We start from the raw sequence: 17,974 nt of genomic DNA, 5'->3' as shown, positions 1-17,974 counted from the left end.
GCCGGCGTGTGCGCGCTGAGGCGCGATGCCGCCGGAAAAGCGCAGACAAAAGCCCGCGTTCTGCGCGGCGGCCTTGGGGCGTCTCGGGTGGGCTTTAGGGCCATTTTCGGGGTTCTGGATCGCATCTCTCTATAGAAGAGCATTTAGTCCGATAATGCAATCTTATTGGACATGATAGAGAGAAGACAGGTGCGGCGGATAAGTTAAAGTATACTGGTATAAAGCGCCGCTCCTTGATAGCGTTACCGCATGTACCGTGCCGTGAAACCTCCTCCGCCTGCCCTAATCCGACCGGCCGTGCCGCGATGGATACGGCAGGCCGTGGGTCGTGATGACCCTGAAATTGCAATGCTTTCTGCCGGGGCAGCGCTCGCCACTTTGGATCCGTTCGTGCGTTCTGACGATCTCGTTGGGATGCTCTGGCGCAAGCGGTTGGCGCTTACTGCTGCAGCGGCGATCTCAGGGTTTGAGGGTCGCCGGGAAGGGGAAGCAGAACTACGCGATGTCCTGGCTCTTTGTAAATCTGGGGATGACCCTGGCCCGGCCGGGCGAATGCTGATCGGCTGGCGTGCTTTGGGCGAGGCGCGTGCCCTGCGCTCGGCGGAATGGCCGGCGCGGCTGCCCGGCTTCTTTGATCTGTCGCCCGAGCCGGTATCAGTGCTCTTGCAGGACCTTGGGGCGCGGTTTGTTGGTCGCGCCCATCCGTTGCGCTTTGCGGCTCAGGCGGCCAGGGACGTTCTTGCCCTGGGCCCGGCCTATCGCGGTCTCGCCCTCTGGCTGGCGGATGCAGCTTTGGCCCGGGCGCTTGGACAGGATCGTCCTGTGCCACTGCTCGCGCCCCATCTGCCGCGTTCGGCTTTTCGGCTGGAGGGAGACGCATGGCTTGCCGCCTGCGCGCGCGCCTGGGGCAGGGGAGCGGTTGCGGCTATTGATCTCCACGTCGATCTAGCCCGCCGTGCCGATGCCCTGCGCGCTGCAAACCTGCGGCGGCCGGGAAAGGACACGGCCGCGATCATCATCGCCCTTCAGTCCGAGGATGCGCTGGCGGCACAGGCGGGGAAGGAGGCCAGTGATCGTGCGGCGCGGCGCTTGCTCGGCAGGCTGACATCGCTCGGGCTGGTGCGCGAGCTGACCGGCCGCCCGACGTTCCGGCTGTATGGGTTATGACCATGGCCCCTAAATCATCTGAGCCGCTGGACGCGGAACTCGCCGATCTGCCACAGGCTTTGCGCTGGCGGGAGTGGATGGCGCGGGTCGAGGCCGTGCTGTTCGCCTCCTCCGAGCCTGTGGGCCGGGAGGTGCTGGCGCGTGTGGTGGGCCGGGACTGTGCGCTTGATCTCCTGATCGAGGATATCTCTGCTGAACTGGCGGGTAGGCCTTACGAGATTGCGCATATTGCGGGAGGTTGGCAGTTTCGCACCAAGCCGCAACACGCGGCGGCGATCCGCGCCGCCCGCAAGGAGGGGGAAGAGGGTCGCGATTTTACCCCGAATGAGGCCCTCGTCTTGACCATTATTGCCTATATGCAGCCGGTGACCCGTGGTGCGATCTCGCGGTTGACGGGCCGTGAGGTCAGCCGTGATCTGATCGCACGGCTGCACCGCCAGGCCCTGATCGCCCGAGGTCCGCGCAGCCCGGAACCAGGCGCGCCCTACACCTATGTCACCACGCCGGGTTTCCTCATTCAGTTCGGTTTGGAAACCCTGCGCGATCTTCCGGATATCGAGGCGCTGCAGGATGCCGGACTGCTGAAACCGGTGGCTGATGTCGATCTGGACATGCCCATCGCCGCTGAGCAGGAATGATTGCGCCTGCTCAGGACGCTAACTGTTCAAGGCCGACGGGAGAGGAGAGCCGTGACCTGCTGCGTGCTGTCCAGCCAGGCGGCCACGTCTGGACGGCGCCATTCTATGATCCTGCGAATGCGCTGGTGATCTTCATGCAGATTTCGAGCGAAGATGGGCTCGTGATGCGCGATCCGGTTTCTCAGCTTCCGGACCTCGTCGATGTCATCGAACAATCTGGCGCGGGCTTCTGACAGCGTCAGTGCTTTGTCATATCCCGGAAATGTCGCCGCGAGGTGGGGATCCCAGATCCGAGGCTGCTGGCCTTTCAAGAACAGGAAGCGCCAAAAGGCGAACTTCAGCTCGGCGACGACCTTTCCCGCTGTGGGAAGCTTCGCTGCGCAATCTGTCAGATCTTCTCTGGGCCTGTAGCCCCTTGCTGGTGCTGGGAGCGTGTAGACGAAACCGCGGTTGAGATGCCAGTTGCCCCCAAAAACCGCCTCAATCGCCTCGACTGCTCCGTTTCGGATCGACAGTTCGCAGTACTGCAGCATGACGTAGAAAGCGGCAGACACATCGGTGTTCCAGCAGTAGAGATCCATCGCTCTCTGGCGATCGCCCGCGGTTTCACGCAGATAAGAGCTGAACCGTGGAGGTGACAGCACGGCCTCAAGATCAAAAATCAACTGGTTCGAAAATCGTGTGTGCATGGGGCGTTGCGGTATAGCGATATTGACCAGAAGACCATAGTGACCTATCTAGAGTAGGCAAGGCTTTGAGGTTCGCGGGCATCTGCCTTCCCTCATCGTCGTAAGATCTGCAGAAAGCCCGTCGCGTTCGCGGCGGGTTTTCTAATTTGGGCACTATGTGCGGACTGCCATGCTGTAGGTTGCGCCCTGCCTGCGATTTAGCAGGCAGGGCGAGGGCAGCGGCTGGTCAACGAGTTTTATAATCCAAACCGGCGATGTGACTTCAGAATTTATGCCGCCTTGGGAGACAGATGTCTGTAGGCTTTATTTGTCTGGCCGCAGGACGAGACTGGCCTTCTCTGGGTCATAGCGAAATTTTGTGATCGTTCCGTCCTTGATCTTCTGAACGGCCTCATCAATCACGAAGAGCGGCACCAGGAACCATTCGCGCGGAGTTACGGGTCTTCCGAACCGATCGGCAATCTCGATATTGAGCTGAGCGTTTCCGAAAATTCGGTGGATGAGGTTCTCGAGCCGAGTCTGGTTGATGTTGTAGAGCTCATAGGTCGCTACGACCTCAACTGGGGCCATGAGGAATGTGGGCTGTAGCTGCGCACCTGCTATCCGTTTTTGAACGTCCAAGGTGGTGACGCCAATCTTGTGAACCAGCTCGCGGTTCTCAGCCACCATGGGATGGTCGGATTTGCTGCGCAAAACGTAGATTTTTCCAGTGGTGCTGTCGCCTTCTTCGGGCGCGTCTGCAAAAAGCGGCCCAGCCACGGATTCGATTATCCGCCGCCCGGATTTATCCTTATTCAAGGCGCGCTGGAGCGATCGCAACAGCATATTGCTTTCCGTGCCGTTGTCGAAAATGACGCGCAAGCGGGCATCCGTTCGGCCTTGGTCGGTTAAGGTCTGCTCGCCCATTTCGGCAATGTATGCCTTCTGCCCCTCCACGATGAAGAACCGACCTTTTTGGATCTCGTGCTTTATTTCGAAGCCTCGTGTTTCGCGCTCACCAGTGTCCAGCTCGCGCTGAACCTTTTCGAACAGCGGCTTGAACATCTCAAAATCTTCGCAACGCTGGCGATTGGCAATATCCTCAGCGGCTTTGCGCTCCGCGTTGGATCGGACATGCTTCAGCTCAGTAAGGGGTGATGCTTCAACCGTGATACCAAGTGCGGCAAGCAGTGCGTCATCATCCAAATCTTCAGAGACCGGTGCGAAGTCATTTCCCGTTAGCAGGCCGTCAGTGTCCAGCCCTGCGAGAAGATCGGCTGCTTCGGGGAGCTCCCGCAAACGCTGCAAACGAACGGCATAAAGCCGTTCGAAGATATCCCCTTCTTCCGAATGTTGCGGGACACGCCCGTGCTCAGATACGAACTTCTGGATATCTTCGAACCCAGCAATGATCCGCTCTTCGCGTGGGGTCCGTAAAGCTTGCGTCTTTTTCTCGATCTCGATGCCAAGCTCTGACAGGAGGGCATCATCTTCATCCGTGAATGTATTAGCCATTCATCGCCTCCTGCTTCATCCGGGCAAGGAAGGCCACGCCTTCGGCCATGCGTTTCTCCCAAGCGTCAGCGGAAGTCAAAGACGGAAGCCGTCCGCGTTCTTGCTTGAACTTCACGGCGCGCTTGACGAGGTCACGCGCCTCTTCCGGCGACAGCTTGATCTTCTTGGCCTCGATCACGGCGGCAACCTCTTTCAGGCTCTCTTCGCTCATGGTTTTGGCGAGGATCGCATAGGCTTCGCTGAATGGGTTGATCCGGTCGATCAGGTCAATATCGAGCTCTTTGACGCTCATAGCGAACTGGCGAACACCGTCGACAAAAGCTGTGTTTGAGGGGGTGTCCGTACCATCACCAAGAAGAGTTTTCTTGGCCTGTTGCGTGAAGTTCATCGCAGCAATGGCGTGCTGACGCACCGCCTCCTGGTCGGCTTCGTCCAGCTCAGGATACTTGTCGCGAACGATCTTCCCCATTTTCACCTGGGTCAGCTCCTCCGGCACCATTTCGGCGTCAAAAAGACCACGCTCGATCGCGGTCTTATCCTGTAAGAAGGTGGTGATGACCTCGTTCAGGTCATTCTGACAGATGCGATTTGCTTCTGGGCTCTTGGGCTGGGTGAGCCCTTTGATCTCGATCTGAAAGATGCCTTTTTCTTCGTTGAAGCCTACGTTGCACTTGCTGTCATCGTAGCCGTTCTCGCCATAGTCGAAGCCATCCTGCGCAGTGTTTGCAGGCATCTTAGGTTTAAACTCGAACTTGGGTGTCAGCACCTGCTCCATCAGCAGGCTGGCGGCAATAGCCTTCAAGGTGTCGTTGACGGCCTCACGCACCGCCTCCTCAGACGCGTCGGGCTCTGCAATCAAGTTGGTAAATCGGGCACGTGTTTTGCCTTTGGCGTCGCGTGTGGCACGTCCGATGATCTGAACGATCTCGGTTAGGCTGGAGCGATAGCCGACGGTCAGCGCATGTTCACACCAAATCCAGTCGAAGCCTTCCTTCGCCATGCCAAGCGCGATGATGATGTCGACATGGTCACGGTTGTTCTTTTGGGCTGGATCTTTCAGTGACGCCGAGACCTTGTCCCGCTTGGCGGTATCATCATCCACGAGGTCCGCAATTCGCAGCACCTTGCCATCGGGTCGCTTTACCAGCTGGAAGCCCGTAGAAGGATCGGTACCCTGCCAGTCGCCCAAGGCGTCGATGATATGCTCGACTTCCCGATGCTTGTCTTTCGTGCTTTCACGCGAGTTGACGTTCGGGATGTGCAGAATGGTTTTCTCATTCGGATCCAAAACCTTGAGCAACTCGTCGGCGTAGGAGCCGCTGTAAAAGAAATACCCGATGTCGAGCGTTTTCAGCCATGTGTAGCCGCTGAGCTGCTCATAATATGTATATGTAACAGTCTCAAAGCGCGCCTCATCTTCGGGCGACAGCACGGCTTCAGTATCACCTCGGAAATACGATCCAGTCATGGCAACCACATGCGCCTTGTCGCGTGTGATAAGCGTGCCTAGATGCGCCCCCAGCTTGTTATCTGGGTTGGCTGAGACGTGGTGGAACTCGTCCACGGCGATAAGGCGGTCATCGAATGCTGCGATGCCGAACTTGTCTACTGCGAAGCGGAAAGTTGCATGGGTGCAGACGAGGATCCGATCGTCACTTTCCAAAAACGTGCCAAGCGCCCCGACTTTGCCGCTGTCTCCTCCCGGAGCGTTGCACAGGTTCCAGCGCGGCTCGACGGTCCAGTCCCAATAAAAACCAAACTGAGACAGTGGCTCATCAGCGAAGCTGGATCCGATCGACTTTTCCGGAACCACGATAATGGCCTGCTTGAGGCCTTGGTTGTGCAGCTTGTCGAGCGCGATGAACATCAGTGCCCGGCTTTTCCCCGAAGCAGGCGGTGACTTGATCAGCAAGTATTGCTCACCGCGCTTTTCATAGGCGCTCTCCTGCATAGTACGCATTCCAAGCTCGTTGGACTTGGTGGAGCTTCCATTTGCTGGATAGGAAACGGATACTGAAGGAGCTGAAGCAGTCATTTTTGGGAAATCCGTTTGTCAAAGCGTCTCAGGTAAAGCCTTGCGGTAACTAGGGTGATTTGCAGTCGAAAAGTCGCATCTTCTTCCTCAGACAGACCGGGATGACTGCCTTCAGGATGCATCCGGATCCACAGACCCTTAGCAAATTGCGCCTTGCTCTCGTTCGAGTGCCATTCGTTGTAGGCCGAAAGCAAGAAGGGAGGATTTAGTTCTCCGAGGAACTTAAATCGTTCGTTCATCTTGTTTTCGCCTATATATCCTAGCCGAGTTGCCAGCTGTGACAGATAGCTTTCGGTAAAGGTTCTAAGCTGTGCGTTTGCACCTGCCCACTCGCCTCTGTGGAATGCTGACATCGCCTGCTCTATGTGGCCAAGCGCATTTTTGAAGGCGTGCTTTCTCAAAATACCTACCACCTCGTTGTCAGCCTCACGAAAGTCCAAACCCGGCGCTGATTGAGGCAACATCCGCTTAAGAGTTGGCATGGCAATCATGATAGGTCCATTTTCGAAGATAGATTTCCGCCCAGAAGGGTCCGGTAATTTGTCTTCCCCGACTTCGAAACCGTCCATTTTCAGGCCTGCCACGAGCCTTGACCAAGCATCAGATCTGTCGAGTTTTACTTTTTCAGAAGCCGTTATGGCATGTTCAATCATTGCTCTGGGCAGGTCGCAGAGACCACGAGCCGTTGGAACATGCCTCTGTTGCCCCATGCGGCTTTTCGCAAACCTCACGAGATCATTGGCTCTAGAGGCAACCGATCCCGAGTTGCAAAAATCCTCTACGTCCCAACTCAATGTGAGCGCGGAGAATGCCGTTTGAGTGGACATTTCGGCGATCACTTCACCTGCCGCCATCAAAGTCATGCTGTTGAAGTCTGTCACGCTGGCACCTTCGTGGTCATCTTCGTATACATGTCGAAGAGCTTTTCCAGGCGTTCGGTATCATTCTTGAAGCGACGGCCGATATAGATGCGCTCTAAGGTTTCGTCATTGCGTTCATGAGCCGCTCGGAGGTTAGCGGGCATTTTTTCAAGGTCATAGAGGTCAGCTATGGTGGCTGGGAAATGTGCCTCTCGCGCCAGAAGAATGTCTTCGGCACAGCGTGTCAGGTCTTCACGATTTTTCTCGGTCAGCTTAGGGACCGGGAAGGTATGCCACCCCATCTTGTTGGAATAGCTGAAGTCAGTCTTCATTCTGCCGCAAACGGCCCCGACCCAGACTAAATGCAATCGAGAGCCAATCAAAGAAATATTAAGAACCGGCCCATCATAAATAGCATAAGCTAAGTTGGTTATGCAGCAGTTGCCGGGCAAAAGATCAACTGGCAAGTATGGACGAAATTCTGAGCTACGAATGGGGACGCCGATAGTTTGTGATTTTGCAGAATTCATTTCCCGGAACTGATGGGATCGTGGAGCCATTGCGCGCGTACCCGCATCTGTGCTTGAGATACGCATTTTGTACACGAGATCAACTCTTTCATTAATTTTCGCAATTTTAAGTGCATGGTTTTTATTTACATCTTCGATCCAGATACATTTTCTGGGAGACTTTGTTATGATCTCTGTAGAACCCCAGAGATCTCTGATAAATGTGCGAAAATCATCTTCACTTAGATCAAGTGAAGACACCGCATCACTGTCCTCAAGAATTAGATTGCCCCCATCATATGGGGCATTACCCAACTGCATTGGCGTCAAATCGGAAAGCGGCGAAGTGCGGCCTTCAACGATTACACGACTGCCCGGGATGAGGTATGGGCCAATTTCGTCTGTAATGATCTCAATTTGCCCATCTTCTCCAGAAGTCTGGAAAAGCCTTTTCTTCTTGACGGATCTTTGGTCGCAACCGACAATTATCACTGTCACAACTGCATTTTGGCTAGCTAAATTTCGCCATTTGAAGGATTGATGCGCGAAGAAAATGTCAGATCCAAGTGAATATAGAATCGGCCAAAGCACTGGAACTTGGCCACCTTGACATATCGAATTCGTCGTCACAAACGCAAAGGCGCCTTTTGAGTACCGGAAGAACTCCGCACCTTTGAGAAACCATCCTGATACGTAATCGAGCGTTCCGCTTCTCTTGGTGTAAGGCGCGAAAATGGTTCTTAAATCATCTTTTTCGTCTTTCGTCTGGTTCTTCGTTCCTTTGTACGGAGGGTTCCCGCAGATATATGTATCGCCACCTTCGTTTTCGAAGTCGATCTGTGCCTGATCTAGAGGCGTCTGAAACAAGTCTTCGGCTTGGAACTTCACGCCAGTTCCGGTTGGCGGGCAGATCGACAGCCAGTCCAACCGCAGTGCGTTGCCACAGGTGATCCAGTTTTGACTGTCCAGCGGCAGGAACTCGGCCAGTGCCTCTTTCTGGCCTCGATAGGTCACGTCACACTGGTACTCTGCAATGATTAGCGCCAGCCGAGCAATCTCTGCGGAAAAATCCCTGATTTCGATACCTCGGAAGTTGGTCAGGGGGATGTCAGTCTTTCGATCGGCCTCGCCTCGGCGGCGGTTGATCTCAGCCTCGATCGCACGAAGTTGCTTGTAGGCGATGACCAGAAAGTTTCCGGAGCCACAGGCTGGGTCAAACACCCGAATTTTCGCGATTCGGTTGCGCAAGTTCAGGAGCTTGCGGGCATTGTCGCCCGCCTCTTCCAGCGCCGCGTTCAGGTCGTCGAGAAATAGTGGGTTCAGCACCTTCAGGATGTTCGGGACGGACGTGTAGTGCATGCCCAAGACAGAGCGTTCATCTTCGTCGGCTACAGCCTGGATCATCGAACCGAAGATGTCTGGATTGATTTTGGTCCAGTCCAGCCCGCCGATATGGCTGAGATAACGTTGAGCGATCTTGGAGAAGCGCGGCACTTCAGTTGAGCCAGAGAATAGCCCGCCATTCACGTAAGGAAACGCATCCGCCCAGCGGGGTAGATTGGCACTGGATCGGTCTGCCAGCGGGACGTTCATAGCACGGAAGATTTCGCTGATGACCTCGTGGGTGTTCGTGCCATCACGGTTCGACATCTGCTCGATCGTGCCCGTAAACAGCCTAGATGAGGCAAAGATATCGGTGTCTTCGGCGAAGAAGCAGAAGATCAGTCGTGCCATGAAATGGTTCATGTCGGGCCGCCGATCGACCTTGCCCCATTCTGGGTTGTCCTTCAGCAGCTCCATATAGAGCCGGTTGAGCCGTCCGGTTGCCTTGATATCGAAGGCACTTTCTTTGATCTGCTTGACGGTGGAGATGCCCGCGAGCGGCAGGAATACGCCAAAGCTGTCCGGAAAATCCGGGTAGGCACAAGCCACCGTATCGCCGCCGATCAGATCTTCCGCTTCGAAGGTCTGCCCATCGGTTGCGAGGATGAACTTGGCCTTGTGCTTGGCCGTGGCGGGGCTGGCCTTAAGTGCCGCGAGGGTCTGAGACACTTCGCCCGGCGCGCAGGTCGCGATGTGGATGTTGTTGCGTTGCAGGACTCCACCAAGGTCCGACTTGTTGGAGTCGCCTTTGCGCAGTTTCTTGATCTCCGTTTCCTTGCGGCCGAAGGCTTCAAGGAAGGCGTAGGGGAATTCTGCGGCGTCGAAGGGAGCTTCGGCGAGGTCCGAAATGGCCTGTTCGATTTCAACCGGGTTCATGGGGTCTGCCTCGTAAATGGCTGGACTTCGATCTCATCGGCACGTGCCATGACCGTTTCCAGTTCGTAATTCAGTTGTCGTTCCATCCAGGCGCGAGCGGATGTGCCGAAGGCCTTTTCCAAACGCAGCGCCATTTCCGGCGAGATGCCAGACCGACCATTGAGGAGATTGCTAAGGGTCTGCCGGTTACATCCCAGCACCTGCGCAGCCTCCGTGACGGAGAGAGCATTGGGGCCAAGGCATTCTTGCCGGACCAGGATTCCAGGATGGATCATAATATCTCCCCGCTTGCTCTGGATGTACGGCGATAATGGACAGTTATCAATCAAACATTGAGAGCTGCTGCGGCATGACCCAATATCCGCGCTGCCGTTTGGACTTTTCTAACGCGAGCAAGGCGGCGATGGCTTGGTGCTCTTCTTCAAACCAGTCCAAGCGGACCTGACCGTCCTGTCCGATGCGACCCCATTCCCGATAAAGCGACCATTCCCCAAACAGGTTGGGCATGACGGCCATCCGATAAAACCGGGCGATGTTTTTTGCTGGATGGCGCTTTTCGAGATAGGTCTGCATGCTCAGAGGTGATGCCTCCGTGCGATATCAAGGGCTTCAGCCTGCCCCGTGCCGATGTAATCCTTGGTGCTCTCAATGCTGGCATGTCCGAGCAGAAGTTGGGCTGCCCGCAGATTGCCGGTTTGCTGATAGATATGGGTTGGGAAGGTCCGGCGCAGGGAGTGCAGGCCATAGAGACTGGGATCGAGACGCGCTTTTTCGAGCCAGGATTTGAACAGCCGCCAGAGCTGGCTTTCGCTGAGATGGTTGTGGGACCATCTGGGCCCCTGTCCGGTGAAGAGCCAGTCGTACAGAGGTTTCTCAGCGGCAACGAGATAGGCGCGCAAGCTCTCCCGCGTGTTGTCGGACAGCCGTGCCTGAACCGGGCGGGCGTTGCGATTTTCGGTTTTCTTCTGCCGGATTTCGACGATCTCGCGCACCCCTGCGGAGGTGGCGACGTCCGAGACCCGCAGGCGCACCAGATCAGAGCCCCGGAAGCTGGTGTCGAGAGCGGTGCTGAACAATGCCAGGTCGCGCAGCGCCTTCTCCTGGCGCAGGAGCATCCGGATCAGGGCAACCTGATCCGGCGTGAGGGGAGGCTTTTTGCCCACCACACGCCCCTTGTTCCACGTGGTTTCTGACGACGCGGCCATTGATCCATCCTTGCAGGCTATCAGATGAATATTGCGAGAAAGCTTGCATCAGGGAAAGGAAAAACTCTCGGCCTTGAAGATTGCGCCTTATTCCATTGGGATTTTATCCACCGCCCTTATGCAAGCTTCTATCCAAAAGCTCGCATGAAGATGACGCGCACGAAGTAGCAGGGGTTGACGTATTCGGCCCATAGCAGCCGATCAGCTACCGCGGATGCTGCATTGCAGCATTCTCTAAAACGGACATTCGGTATCCGCACCCGCATCGCCTGCTGGCGGATCGGTCTGGTCGGGCGCGTGATCAATACTCTACGGGATAGAGATCCGGCGCTAAGGGTGCCGAGTGTCATCGGTGAACGGAAGAGTTGCTTTTGACGTGAGCCCGGCTGGGCTGGTGCACGACCCTAGTCCCGCACTCAAGCTGCCAGGATCCGAGCCAGAACACCGGCTCGTCCATGCGCGGCGAGGTACCCCGACCGCCTCGCAAGCGAGCTAGCAATCGTCGAGTTGGGCATGGTCCGATCAGCATTCCGAGCAGCGTGCCGTAACATAACAAACGACCGTTCGATGGTCTCGTTTAAATTGGACCTAGCTTGGCAAGGTCGGCCCATTTCGAAGATGCCGCTCCCAAACAGCCACAGAGCCCTAAAGGCAACGGCTGCCTGCTGCCTGCTGAAATCAAATGGCTGGCTCACGTAGCCCAGTCTGGCAGGATGTCAGTTCGTATAGGATCTCCTCGAAGGTCTGCTCGGTAGACCTCGGGAAAGTAGGACATCGCTTCTGAAATGGTCGGGTCTACGACACTGAGCTGGGGATTCCTCAAAGCATCTCTCATTTTATTCCAGACTGTTGCGCGTATTTGGCCGAATGCACGAGTTCTCGTCAGCATGTCATTGATAATCTGTGCGCGGCACTGACCGTCTTGAGAGTTCAGGTAGGCGTTTAAGAGTCCCGTGATGTTCTCCTGCTTGTTCAAAAAGTTCGCCCATCTGCCGTCTGCCTCTGCCCATATCGAGAACATAACTCGCAGAAGCCGGTCGAAATCGCTGTCACGCTCACCGGTCACAGGGTGAAGTATAGCGGACGACCAGTTGCTCTTGGTCCTGATCAGCTCACCGATCAGGCTTTCTCGCCTCAGTGAGGCCTCTCGGAACACCGCAGGTGTTGCCACGTCCTTCAATAGGGGATGGCGGTCTGATCGATATTCAAGATCGTCGAGGCTAATAAGCCTTCGCTCCATCCCAGTGTCTGCTTGCCAAGCCGCCCAAAGGCAGAGTGTTTGGCGTTCCAGTGAGGCCGCCACAGCGCTGTCGTCGAGGACGAAAAGATTCCCCCCTGCCTCTTGTGCGATATCAGCGGTGAATGCACGAGCGACACGATCGAAGGTATACCACGGAACTAACCAAATAAGGTGAATGCCCTGGGAGAGATAATACTTGCTACGGGCGACCACCTCCGTCGCCAAACTCGGTGCGAGCTGCACCTCGACAGCAAATTTCCCTAGACCGTCGAGGTTGAACCTCACATCTGGCCATCTGCCCCTGCCTGCGCCGTTAGGAGGAAGGTAGCCATCGACGACACCGGATCCTAGCTCATATCGAGGATCTAGGCTGATCAGCTCCAACACCTGATTGCACATGCTCTTGTGGAGAGGTGATTCCTGATTCCCGGCGTAGATTGATGCCCTTACATCGTCCGGATTACGGCCCCCATCTTCGCCCCATGGGCAGGACAGACCACCTCCCTTGTAATGAGCGAAGTGTGGGCTGCGCTCAGTAGATGTGGCAGCCTTGACATGCGCCGGTTCATTGCATCCAAGGCAAAATGCCAAAGGCTCGGGCCTGGCGTGATTGATCCTGGTTCGAATGTCTTGCCAGTCTTGGCTCTGCAAGCCCGCCTGCCTGACCTCGTCGTAAACGCCAAGTCCGAGCACACGCGCTTTCCTAACTGGCATTTTCTTCCCTTCATCAAGGCCATAAGAGAGTTCAGCAGAGGAGCTCAGCCTACTGCAAGGACTACGTAATTATCCAAGGCCGGCCTCCACGATGAAGGGGGTCGGCTTATTTCTCCAGTGAGACTGATCAGAAGCAACGACGAGGACGCGTTTAGCCCGGGTTAGCCCAACATAAAACAGCCGCCGTGCTTCGTCATAGGCCTCTTGCGTCGATGTCGAGAAATGCGGGATACTGCCGTTGTTCATGCAAATCAGAGCGACACCATCAAATTCCCGCCCCTTGGAATTGTGTAGCGTAATTAGCTTTAGCGCATGTTCTGGATTGGCGAACAGGCCCATATCGGAGATGAGTAGGTTCGCTAGATCGACTTTGTTGGCCTGCATATCCGAAAGCATCTCCTCCGCCGAATCGATCAACGACTGTTTGGCGGCACCAGGCAGCCATTCTTCGCGTTCGAGATAATTTCCGGCCGAGCGGGCGATGGCGCGCAGCCAAGCGGCACCGCCGAGGTGGCGCTCGGCGAGTTCGCGAGCGAGGTAGATCAGACCAAGCGCGACCCGGCGCCCCTGATAACTGAACATGTCGTAACGCGAGTTTCCAGTGAGGTCACCGATCAGGCGAAACAGCGCCCGCTCGACACCTGGCAGTCCGATGTAGTTGCCAGCCTCGGCGCATGCCCCGAGCTGCTCGGCAAGTCCAGCGAGCAGTCGGCGTCGCCTATAGGGTCGGGCGCCCGGACCAAACACCGGCACATCGAATTCGCGAAGGGCACGGGCTACAGGGATGAGATGCGTCCACCATGGCGCGAGGATTGCGGCCTTCCCGAGAGGGATGCCGGCGTTCTGTAGGCTGGGCAGGAAGTGATCTGTGATGGCATCGATCGGCCGACCGACATTGACGTAGTTCACCTGGGCCGGGAACTGAGCCGCATTGCCCGCCGACTGCATCCCCGGAACAGTCGGGATGAGAGTCGCTGCAGTAGTGACGATCGCCGGCCCGCATCGGAAATTGCCGGTCAATGCTATATCGCGGTGCGCATTGATCTGGTCGCCGAACTGCTCTGCCAGTTCGGGGCGGGCGCCGGCAAAGCGCATGATCGACTGGTTTTGGTCGCCCACAAGGAAGAAGCGGGTTTGGAGGAAACGCTGGAGTGCCCCGAAGATGGCAATCTGAATATCAGTGGTATCCTGAAATTCGTCGATTAGCAGCCACTCGAAGCGGCTCGCTATGCCGCGTCCCACGAACGGGTGCTGCTCGAGGATTTTCCACGAGTAGTAGAGGATCATCGCAAAATCGAGATAGCCGTGGGCGCGCACCCTATCCCAATATAGAAGAGCAGAATCGGTAGTGACGATCCCAGTCTCGATTCCTTGGCCGCAAGGATGGCCACTCACATCGATACGCAGTGATTCATAGTCATCGAAAACCTGGCCCGCGGGCTTGCGCCCGAAGGCGTCCTCCACGGCCGTGACGATTTGCTCGAACAGACTGTTCTCGCGGGAGAGCACTTGGAAGCGGGTCGGCACCTCGGGAATAAGCCAACCGTAGGGACGCAGGATGAATTGCAGGCAGAAGGCGTGGATCGTAGATATTTCGCAGCGATCAGTGATCGCGTTGTTGCCATATGTGCGCAGCCGGGCTTCGATCTCGTCGACCGCAGCGTTGGTATAGGTGATGCATCCGATGAACTGTGGCGTGCCGACTAGTTGATCCGCCAAGGTCAGCAGCTTGGCGAGGATGACGCGCGTCTTGCCACTACCAGGACAGGCAGTCAGTAGAAGATTACCGTCATGGTCGACCGCTTCGCGCTGTTCTGGAGTCAATGGGATCATTCGGTAAGCCATTCATAGGCGTGCTCAATGTATACGGGCAGGTCGGTAGCGAGGTGGGCATAGCGGGCCGCGATCTGCGCGAAGCGGGCTTTGCCAAATCGCTTGGCGGTATTGAGTGTGATGCGGCCAAGTTCAACACGCAGAGCAACTTCGTCGTCCAGGTCCATTTCACCACGAGTGAGAGCGGCAAGGCCGCCCTCCATCTGCGCGAGAATCTGCGGAGCACCGAGAGCGCGCACGGTTTCGATCAGCATGGGTAAACGCCCCACCGATACGAGTTCGAGCTCAAAAGTAGTTGCGCCTAAGAATATCGACACGAATTCGCCTTCCAACGCCACTAGATCTGGGGCATCGGTTTCCGGGTCGAAGTCCTCGGCATCGGATGGCTTCATGTCGGCATCGGCCACAATGGCGCATTTCTTCTCAAGCGAGCCAGCGCGGAAAAGCTTGGCGTATACGTCAAAATGAACGCCGTGGATCGCGATAACTGAGATTCCTAGCCGCTCGAGCTTCACGCCATACACCTGCTCGATTAACGCAGGGACGAGGAACATCTCGGCCGGGCCTTCGACCAGCATAACTTTGCGAGCGTAAAGCAATGCACTCTTGGTTGCATCGAGATAGCGTTCGAGATCTGCAATCTCTGGCGTCGTCAACGTCGCGTTGAGCGCCAGATTCCCCGCTGCGATGGTCGCGTCGTCGCGTTTAGTGAGAGACACAATGCTACTCAGCGGCACCTGCGACGTCACCTGGGTGCTGTGACTGGTAAGGATGGTCTGCACACCAATCGCGCGTAACGCCGCGATCAGTGAGAATTGTAGCTGTGGATGGAGATGCGCTTCTGGCTCCTCGATCAGGATCAACTGTCCGGCCGAGCGGTTGAGTGCGATCCTCCTTTGGAGATATTCCATCAAGATAGCGATGTAGAGGATGTTGTTCATGCCGAGGCCGTTGCGACCGGGTTCAAAGGCGGTGAGCGACAGGTCCGACAGAATGATCTTCAGGTTCCGGATGATTGCGCGGAATGTGGCGGCGGAAAGACCAAGCGTTGCATCCATCTCGAAGGCGGGGCCGGACACATCCTTGAACCGAGCGTCGATCGCTGCAGCAATCTCGGCGATGGTCGCCGAGCGCGCGATCGCCTGATTGGCCTCGTCGAGGATCGCAATCAACTCGTCCTGTTCAGTCACATCGATCTCGAAGGCTTCGATCAAGCGGATGAGCGGTGACTGGCGAGGATTGCGCAAGTCATTCTCAACATCGCGGAGTGCAGGCAGGTGAACTAGAAGGTAGGATTGTAGATCCGCGAACCGCACCGACTCGCCGATTCCTTCCTCATCCCAAGCAATTTCGGTTAGGTCGATGGCCGGGTTTCCACCACCGCGTATTTCCCACTGATAGTCCTCAAGAGTTAACGTACCGGGGGTGATGTCACCACTGCCGAGCTGCTCCCGGACGGACGGGCGCGGCCGGAAGCGATAGAAAATGCGTGCTCGATCTGGAGCGGTCTTCCATGTGCTGACCAGTGCCTCTTCGTTCACCCGCCCCTCGAAGCCGGTCAGTTCAATGCCGATCAGAACCTGGCTCGGATTGGAGATGTCGACTGCGGAGTGGATATCCTCGCGCAGGAGCGCTCGGAAAGTCGATGGCAGCATATTGTCCAGGCAGATCTGGATTGCGCGAAGGATTGCAGTCTTGCCAGTATTATTTTCTCCGATGATGCAGCATAGATCATCTGCGACATTCACGTCGAGTGACGCGAACGTGCGAAAATTCTGAATCACGATTCGAGCTACCCGCATCATCTCCACCAGACTTTTGAGCAGCTAGATGATGCTGCGATATGTGATTGATCTGAGAGCGCCATCAAGACAAGGGCACTTGCCCAATTTCCAACGAATCGGGACACTTCCAAGATACTCTGCCCACTCTGCAAAAGAACTTGATCTACTACAATGTGAGGCTCATTTGGCATGAGCGGGGCGTCCGATCTTAGGCTTTCGCGCGATCGTTCTGCCTCACTGCCATCACACTGCTTTGCGCCCTCACGGTAGATCCCGCTGCGATCTCTCTGCGGTCCGCCGGAACGTCTGCTTCCATAAGGTTGCTGCTACCGCCTTGCTGCGCCGCCGTCAGGCCGGTGTCCGCCCTTTTTAGCGGTCACAGTCGCTGAACTCTGCTGACAAAACGTCTGGAACATGGGGTTACTGCCGACGTGCGACATTGATATCTCAGCGGGAAGGTCACTGCGGACGAAACCCGAGACGCGGATTTGTCTCATCGCTGGATTACTCCTTTAGCCACTGCCATTCCGTGCACAGCCAGCTGTGCCTGGAACACTGAACAGCCGAACCTGCTGCGCAGATCGTCTACCCGCTCCTCATAGCGATCCACGCCGATTGTCCGTTTCAGGTCACTTTCGTGGAAGTATCGGTTGATGAACGGGGCTGGTGCCATCAGTCGCTGCAACTGAGCGGCTTCTGGCGAGACTGACGCGGCAGCTTGCGGAGGCGGCCCCTGTCGAAACTCAGCACCGCTGCCTTTCCACTTCCGCATAAACCCCAGCAGATATCCCGCCGGCACAACCTCACGCCCACGCCGCCGATTGAACTCCCGGAAGCGATCCCAGATGTGTCGACTGTCGGCCGCGCGGCAGGGCAGGGCGGCCTTTGCCTTCCCGATCAGCGCCAGCCACCGCGCCGCCGTTTCCGGCTTTTCACGATCCACCATGATTGTTCCATGAAATACATTTTTGTTTGAATCTCTTATATAAGGCGAGATGTCAGCTGTGGTTGACACGTCATCCTCAGCATCCGGCTGATCGCAGCAGCCGAACCGGAAGAGCCAGGGCGCGGACCTGCCCTTGCCGCGATGGCGCAGAAGCCGCAGTCCGGAAGCCGCCAGCTCCGTCAGCAGGTTGTGCAGATGCTGGCGCGAGACCTCCATCCGTTCGGCGAGATCGCTCAGAGTAAAGGCGGCGGTTCCATGGGGCAGGCCGTTGTAGCCTTGCTTCCAGGCGATGCCGTCGAGGATCAGTGTCGCAAGCTTGTGTGCGGCGCAGGAGAGGTTTGTGTGGGTGATGCGGCGAAGGATGGCGCCAGTGGTGAGTTCCATGATCGTCGTCTCCGATACGACGCGCCAGGATCACAGCAATACATCACCATAGCATGCAATATAACATTATTGGTTGCGCAACCTCAAAGGATGGACTAGAATACTCTGGCTAGGTGAGTGTTCTTTGAGGTTTTGGTGTTGGACCTTTGGTCTGGCGTCGTCTTCAAAAAGGGGATCGAACGTCCCCGACACAGAGAGCCGCTGGAGCCGCAAGGCT

General features: G+C 56.5%; 14 protein-coding genes. 2 read left to right on the top strand and 12 right to left on the bottom strand.

The window, feature by feature from the left end; translation table 11 throughout:
* Nucleotides 1–249: 249 nt before the first annotated feature.
* Together RTS12_RS00995 and RTS12_RS00990 are read left to right on the top strand one after the other, a co-directional pair.
* The gene (locus tag RTS12_RS00995; protein WP_312524728.1) at nt 250–1,167 is read left to right on the top strand and encodes a DUF1403 family protein; all 918 of its coding nucleotides are present in this window, start codon (nt 250–252) and stop codon (nt 1,165–1,167) included.
* Nucleotides 1,168–1,169: 2 nt separating this feature from the next.
* Nucleotides 1,170–1,805, top strand: coding sequence for an SMC-Scp complex subunit ScpB (locus tag RTS12_RS00990; RefSeq protein ID WP_312524727.1), 636 nt, complete (start codon nt 1,170–1,172; stop codon nt 1,803–1,805).
* Nucleotides 1,806–1,831: 26 nt separating this feature from the next.
* Here the strand turns inward: RTS12_RS00990 and RTS12_RS00985 are convergent, their stop codons facing one another.
* From RTS12_RS00985 to RTS12_RS00930, 12 genes are all read right to left on the bottom strand, one after another.
* Entirely contained in the window at nt 1,832–2,494 is a 663-nt protein-coding gene (locus RTS12_RS00985) for a hypothetical protein (RefSeq protein ID WP_312524726.1), read from the bottom strand.
* A 303-nt stretch (nt 2,495–2,797) separates the two neighbouring features.
* On the bottom strand, nt 2,798–3,988 hold the full coding sequence (locus RTS12_RS00980) for a GIY-YIG nuclease family protein (protein WP_312524725.1): 1,191 nt from the start codon (nt 3,986–3,988) through the stop codon (nt 2,798–2,800).
* Nucleotides 3,981–6,023: a DEAD/DEAH box helicase gene (locus RTS12_RS00975; RefSeq protein WP_312524724.1), complete on the bottom strand. Its 2,043-nt coding sequence runs from the start codon at nt 6,021–6,023 to the stop codon at nt 3,981–3,983. Before RTS12_RS00975 ends, RTS12_RS00980 begins: the two co-directional genes overlap by 8 nt.
* Entirely contained in the window at nt 6,020–6,904 is an 885-nt protein-coding gene (locus RTS12_RS00970; protein ID WP_312524723.1) for a hypothetical protein, read from the bottom strand. The genes RTS12_RS00975 and RTS12_RS00970 overlap by 4 nt, the downstream gene beginning before the upstream one ends.
* A complete protein-coding gene (locus RTS12_RS00965) occupies nt 6,901–9,651 on the bottom strand; it encodes a DNA methyltransferase (protein WP_312524722.1) in 2,751 nt (916 codons plus the stop codon). The genes RTS12_RS00970 and RTS12_RS00965 overlap by 4 nt, the downstream gene beginning before the upstream one ends.
* Nucleotides 9,648–9,926: a HigA family addiction module antitoxin gene (locus RTS12_RS00960; RefSeq protein ID WP_312524721.1), complete on the bottom strand. Its 279-nt coding sequence runs from the start codon at nt 9,924–9,926 to the stop codon at nt 9,648–9,650. Before RTS12_RS00960 ends, RTS12_RS00965 begins: the two co-directional genes overlap by 4 nt.
* Nucleotides 9,927–9,972: 46 nt before the next feature.
* Nucleotides 9,973–10,224 carry a WGR domain-containing protein gene (locus RTS12_RS00955; RefSeq protein ID WP_312524720.1) on the bottom strand — a complete coding sequence of 84 codons (252 nt, stop codon included), beginning with the start codon at nt 10,222–10,224 and terminating at the stop codon, nt 9,973–9,975.
* A gap of 2 nt (nt 10,225–10,226) precedes the next feature.
* The gene (locus RTS12_RS00950) at nt 10,227–10,856 is read right to left on the bottom strand and encodes a tyrosine-type recombinase/integrase (RefSeq protein ID WP_312524719.1); all 630 of its coding nucleotides are present in this window, start codon (nt 10,854–10,856) and stop codon (nt 10,227–10,229) included.
* A 691-nt stretch (nt 10,857–11,547) separates the two neighbouring features.
* Nucleotides 11,548–12,810, bottom strand: coding sequence for a hypothetical protein (locus RTS12_RS00945; protein WP_312524718.1), 1,263 nt, complete (start codon nt 12,808–12,810; stop codon nt 11,548–11,550).
* 69 nt (nt 12,811–12,879) lie between these two features.
* On the bottom strand, nt 12,880–14,643 hold the full coding sequence (locus RTS12_RS00940) for an ATP-dependent helicase (RefSeq protein WP_312524717.1): 1,764 nt from the start codon (nt 14,641–14,643) through the stop codon (nt 12,880–12,882).
* Nucleotides 14,640–16,448, bottom strand: coding sequence for an AAA family ATPase (locus RTS12_RS00935; RefSeq protein ID WP_312524716.1), 1,809 nt, complete (start codon nt 16,446–16,448; stop codon nt 14,640–14,642). The genes RTS12_RS00940 and RTS12_RS00935 overlap by 4 nt, the downstream gene beginning before the upstream one ends.
* 472 nt (nt 16,449–16,920) lie before the next feature.
* Nucleotides 16,921–17,757, bottom strand: coding sequence for a hypothetical protein (locus RTS12_RS00930; RefSeq protein WP_312524715.1), 837 nt, complete (start codon nt 17,755–17,757; stop codon nt 16,921–16,923).
* Nucleotides 17,758–17,974: the final 217 nt, after the last annotated feature.

The organism is Paracoccus sp. (in: a-proteobacteria) (assembly GCF_032007265.1).
Taxonomy (GTDB): domain Bacteria; phylum Pseudomonadota; class Alphaproteobacteria; order Rhodobacterales; family Rhodobacteraceae; genus Paracoccus.
This window is presented reverse-complemented; position numbering and strand designations above follow the sequence as displayed.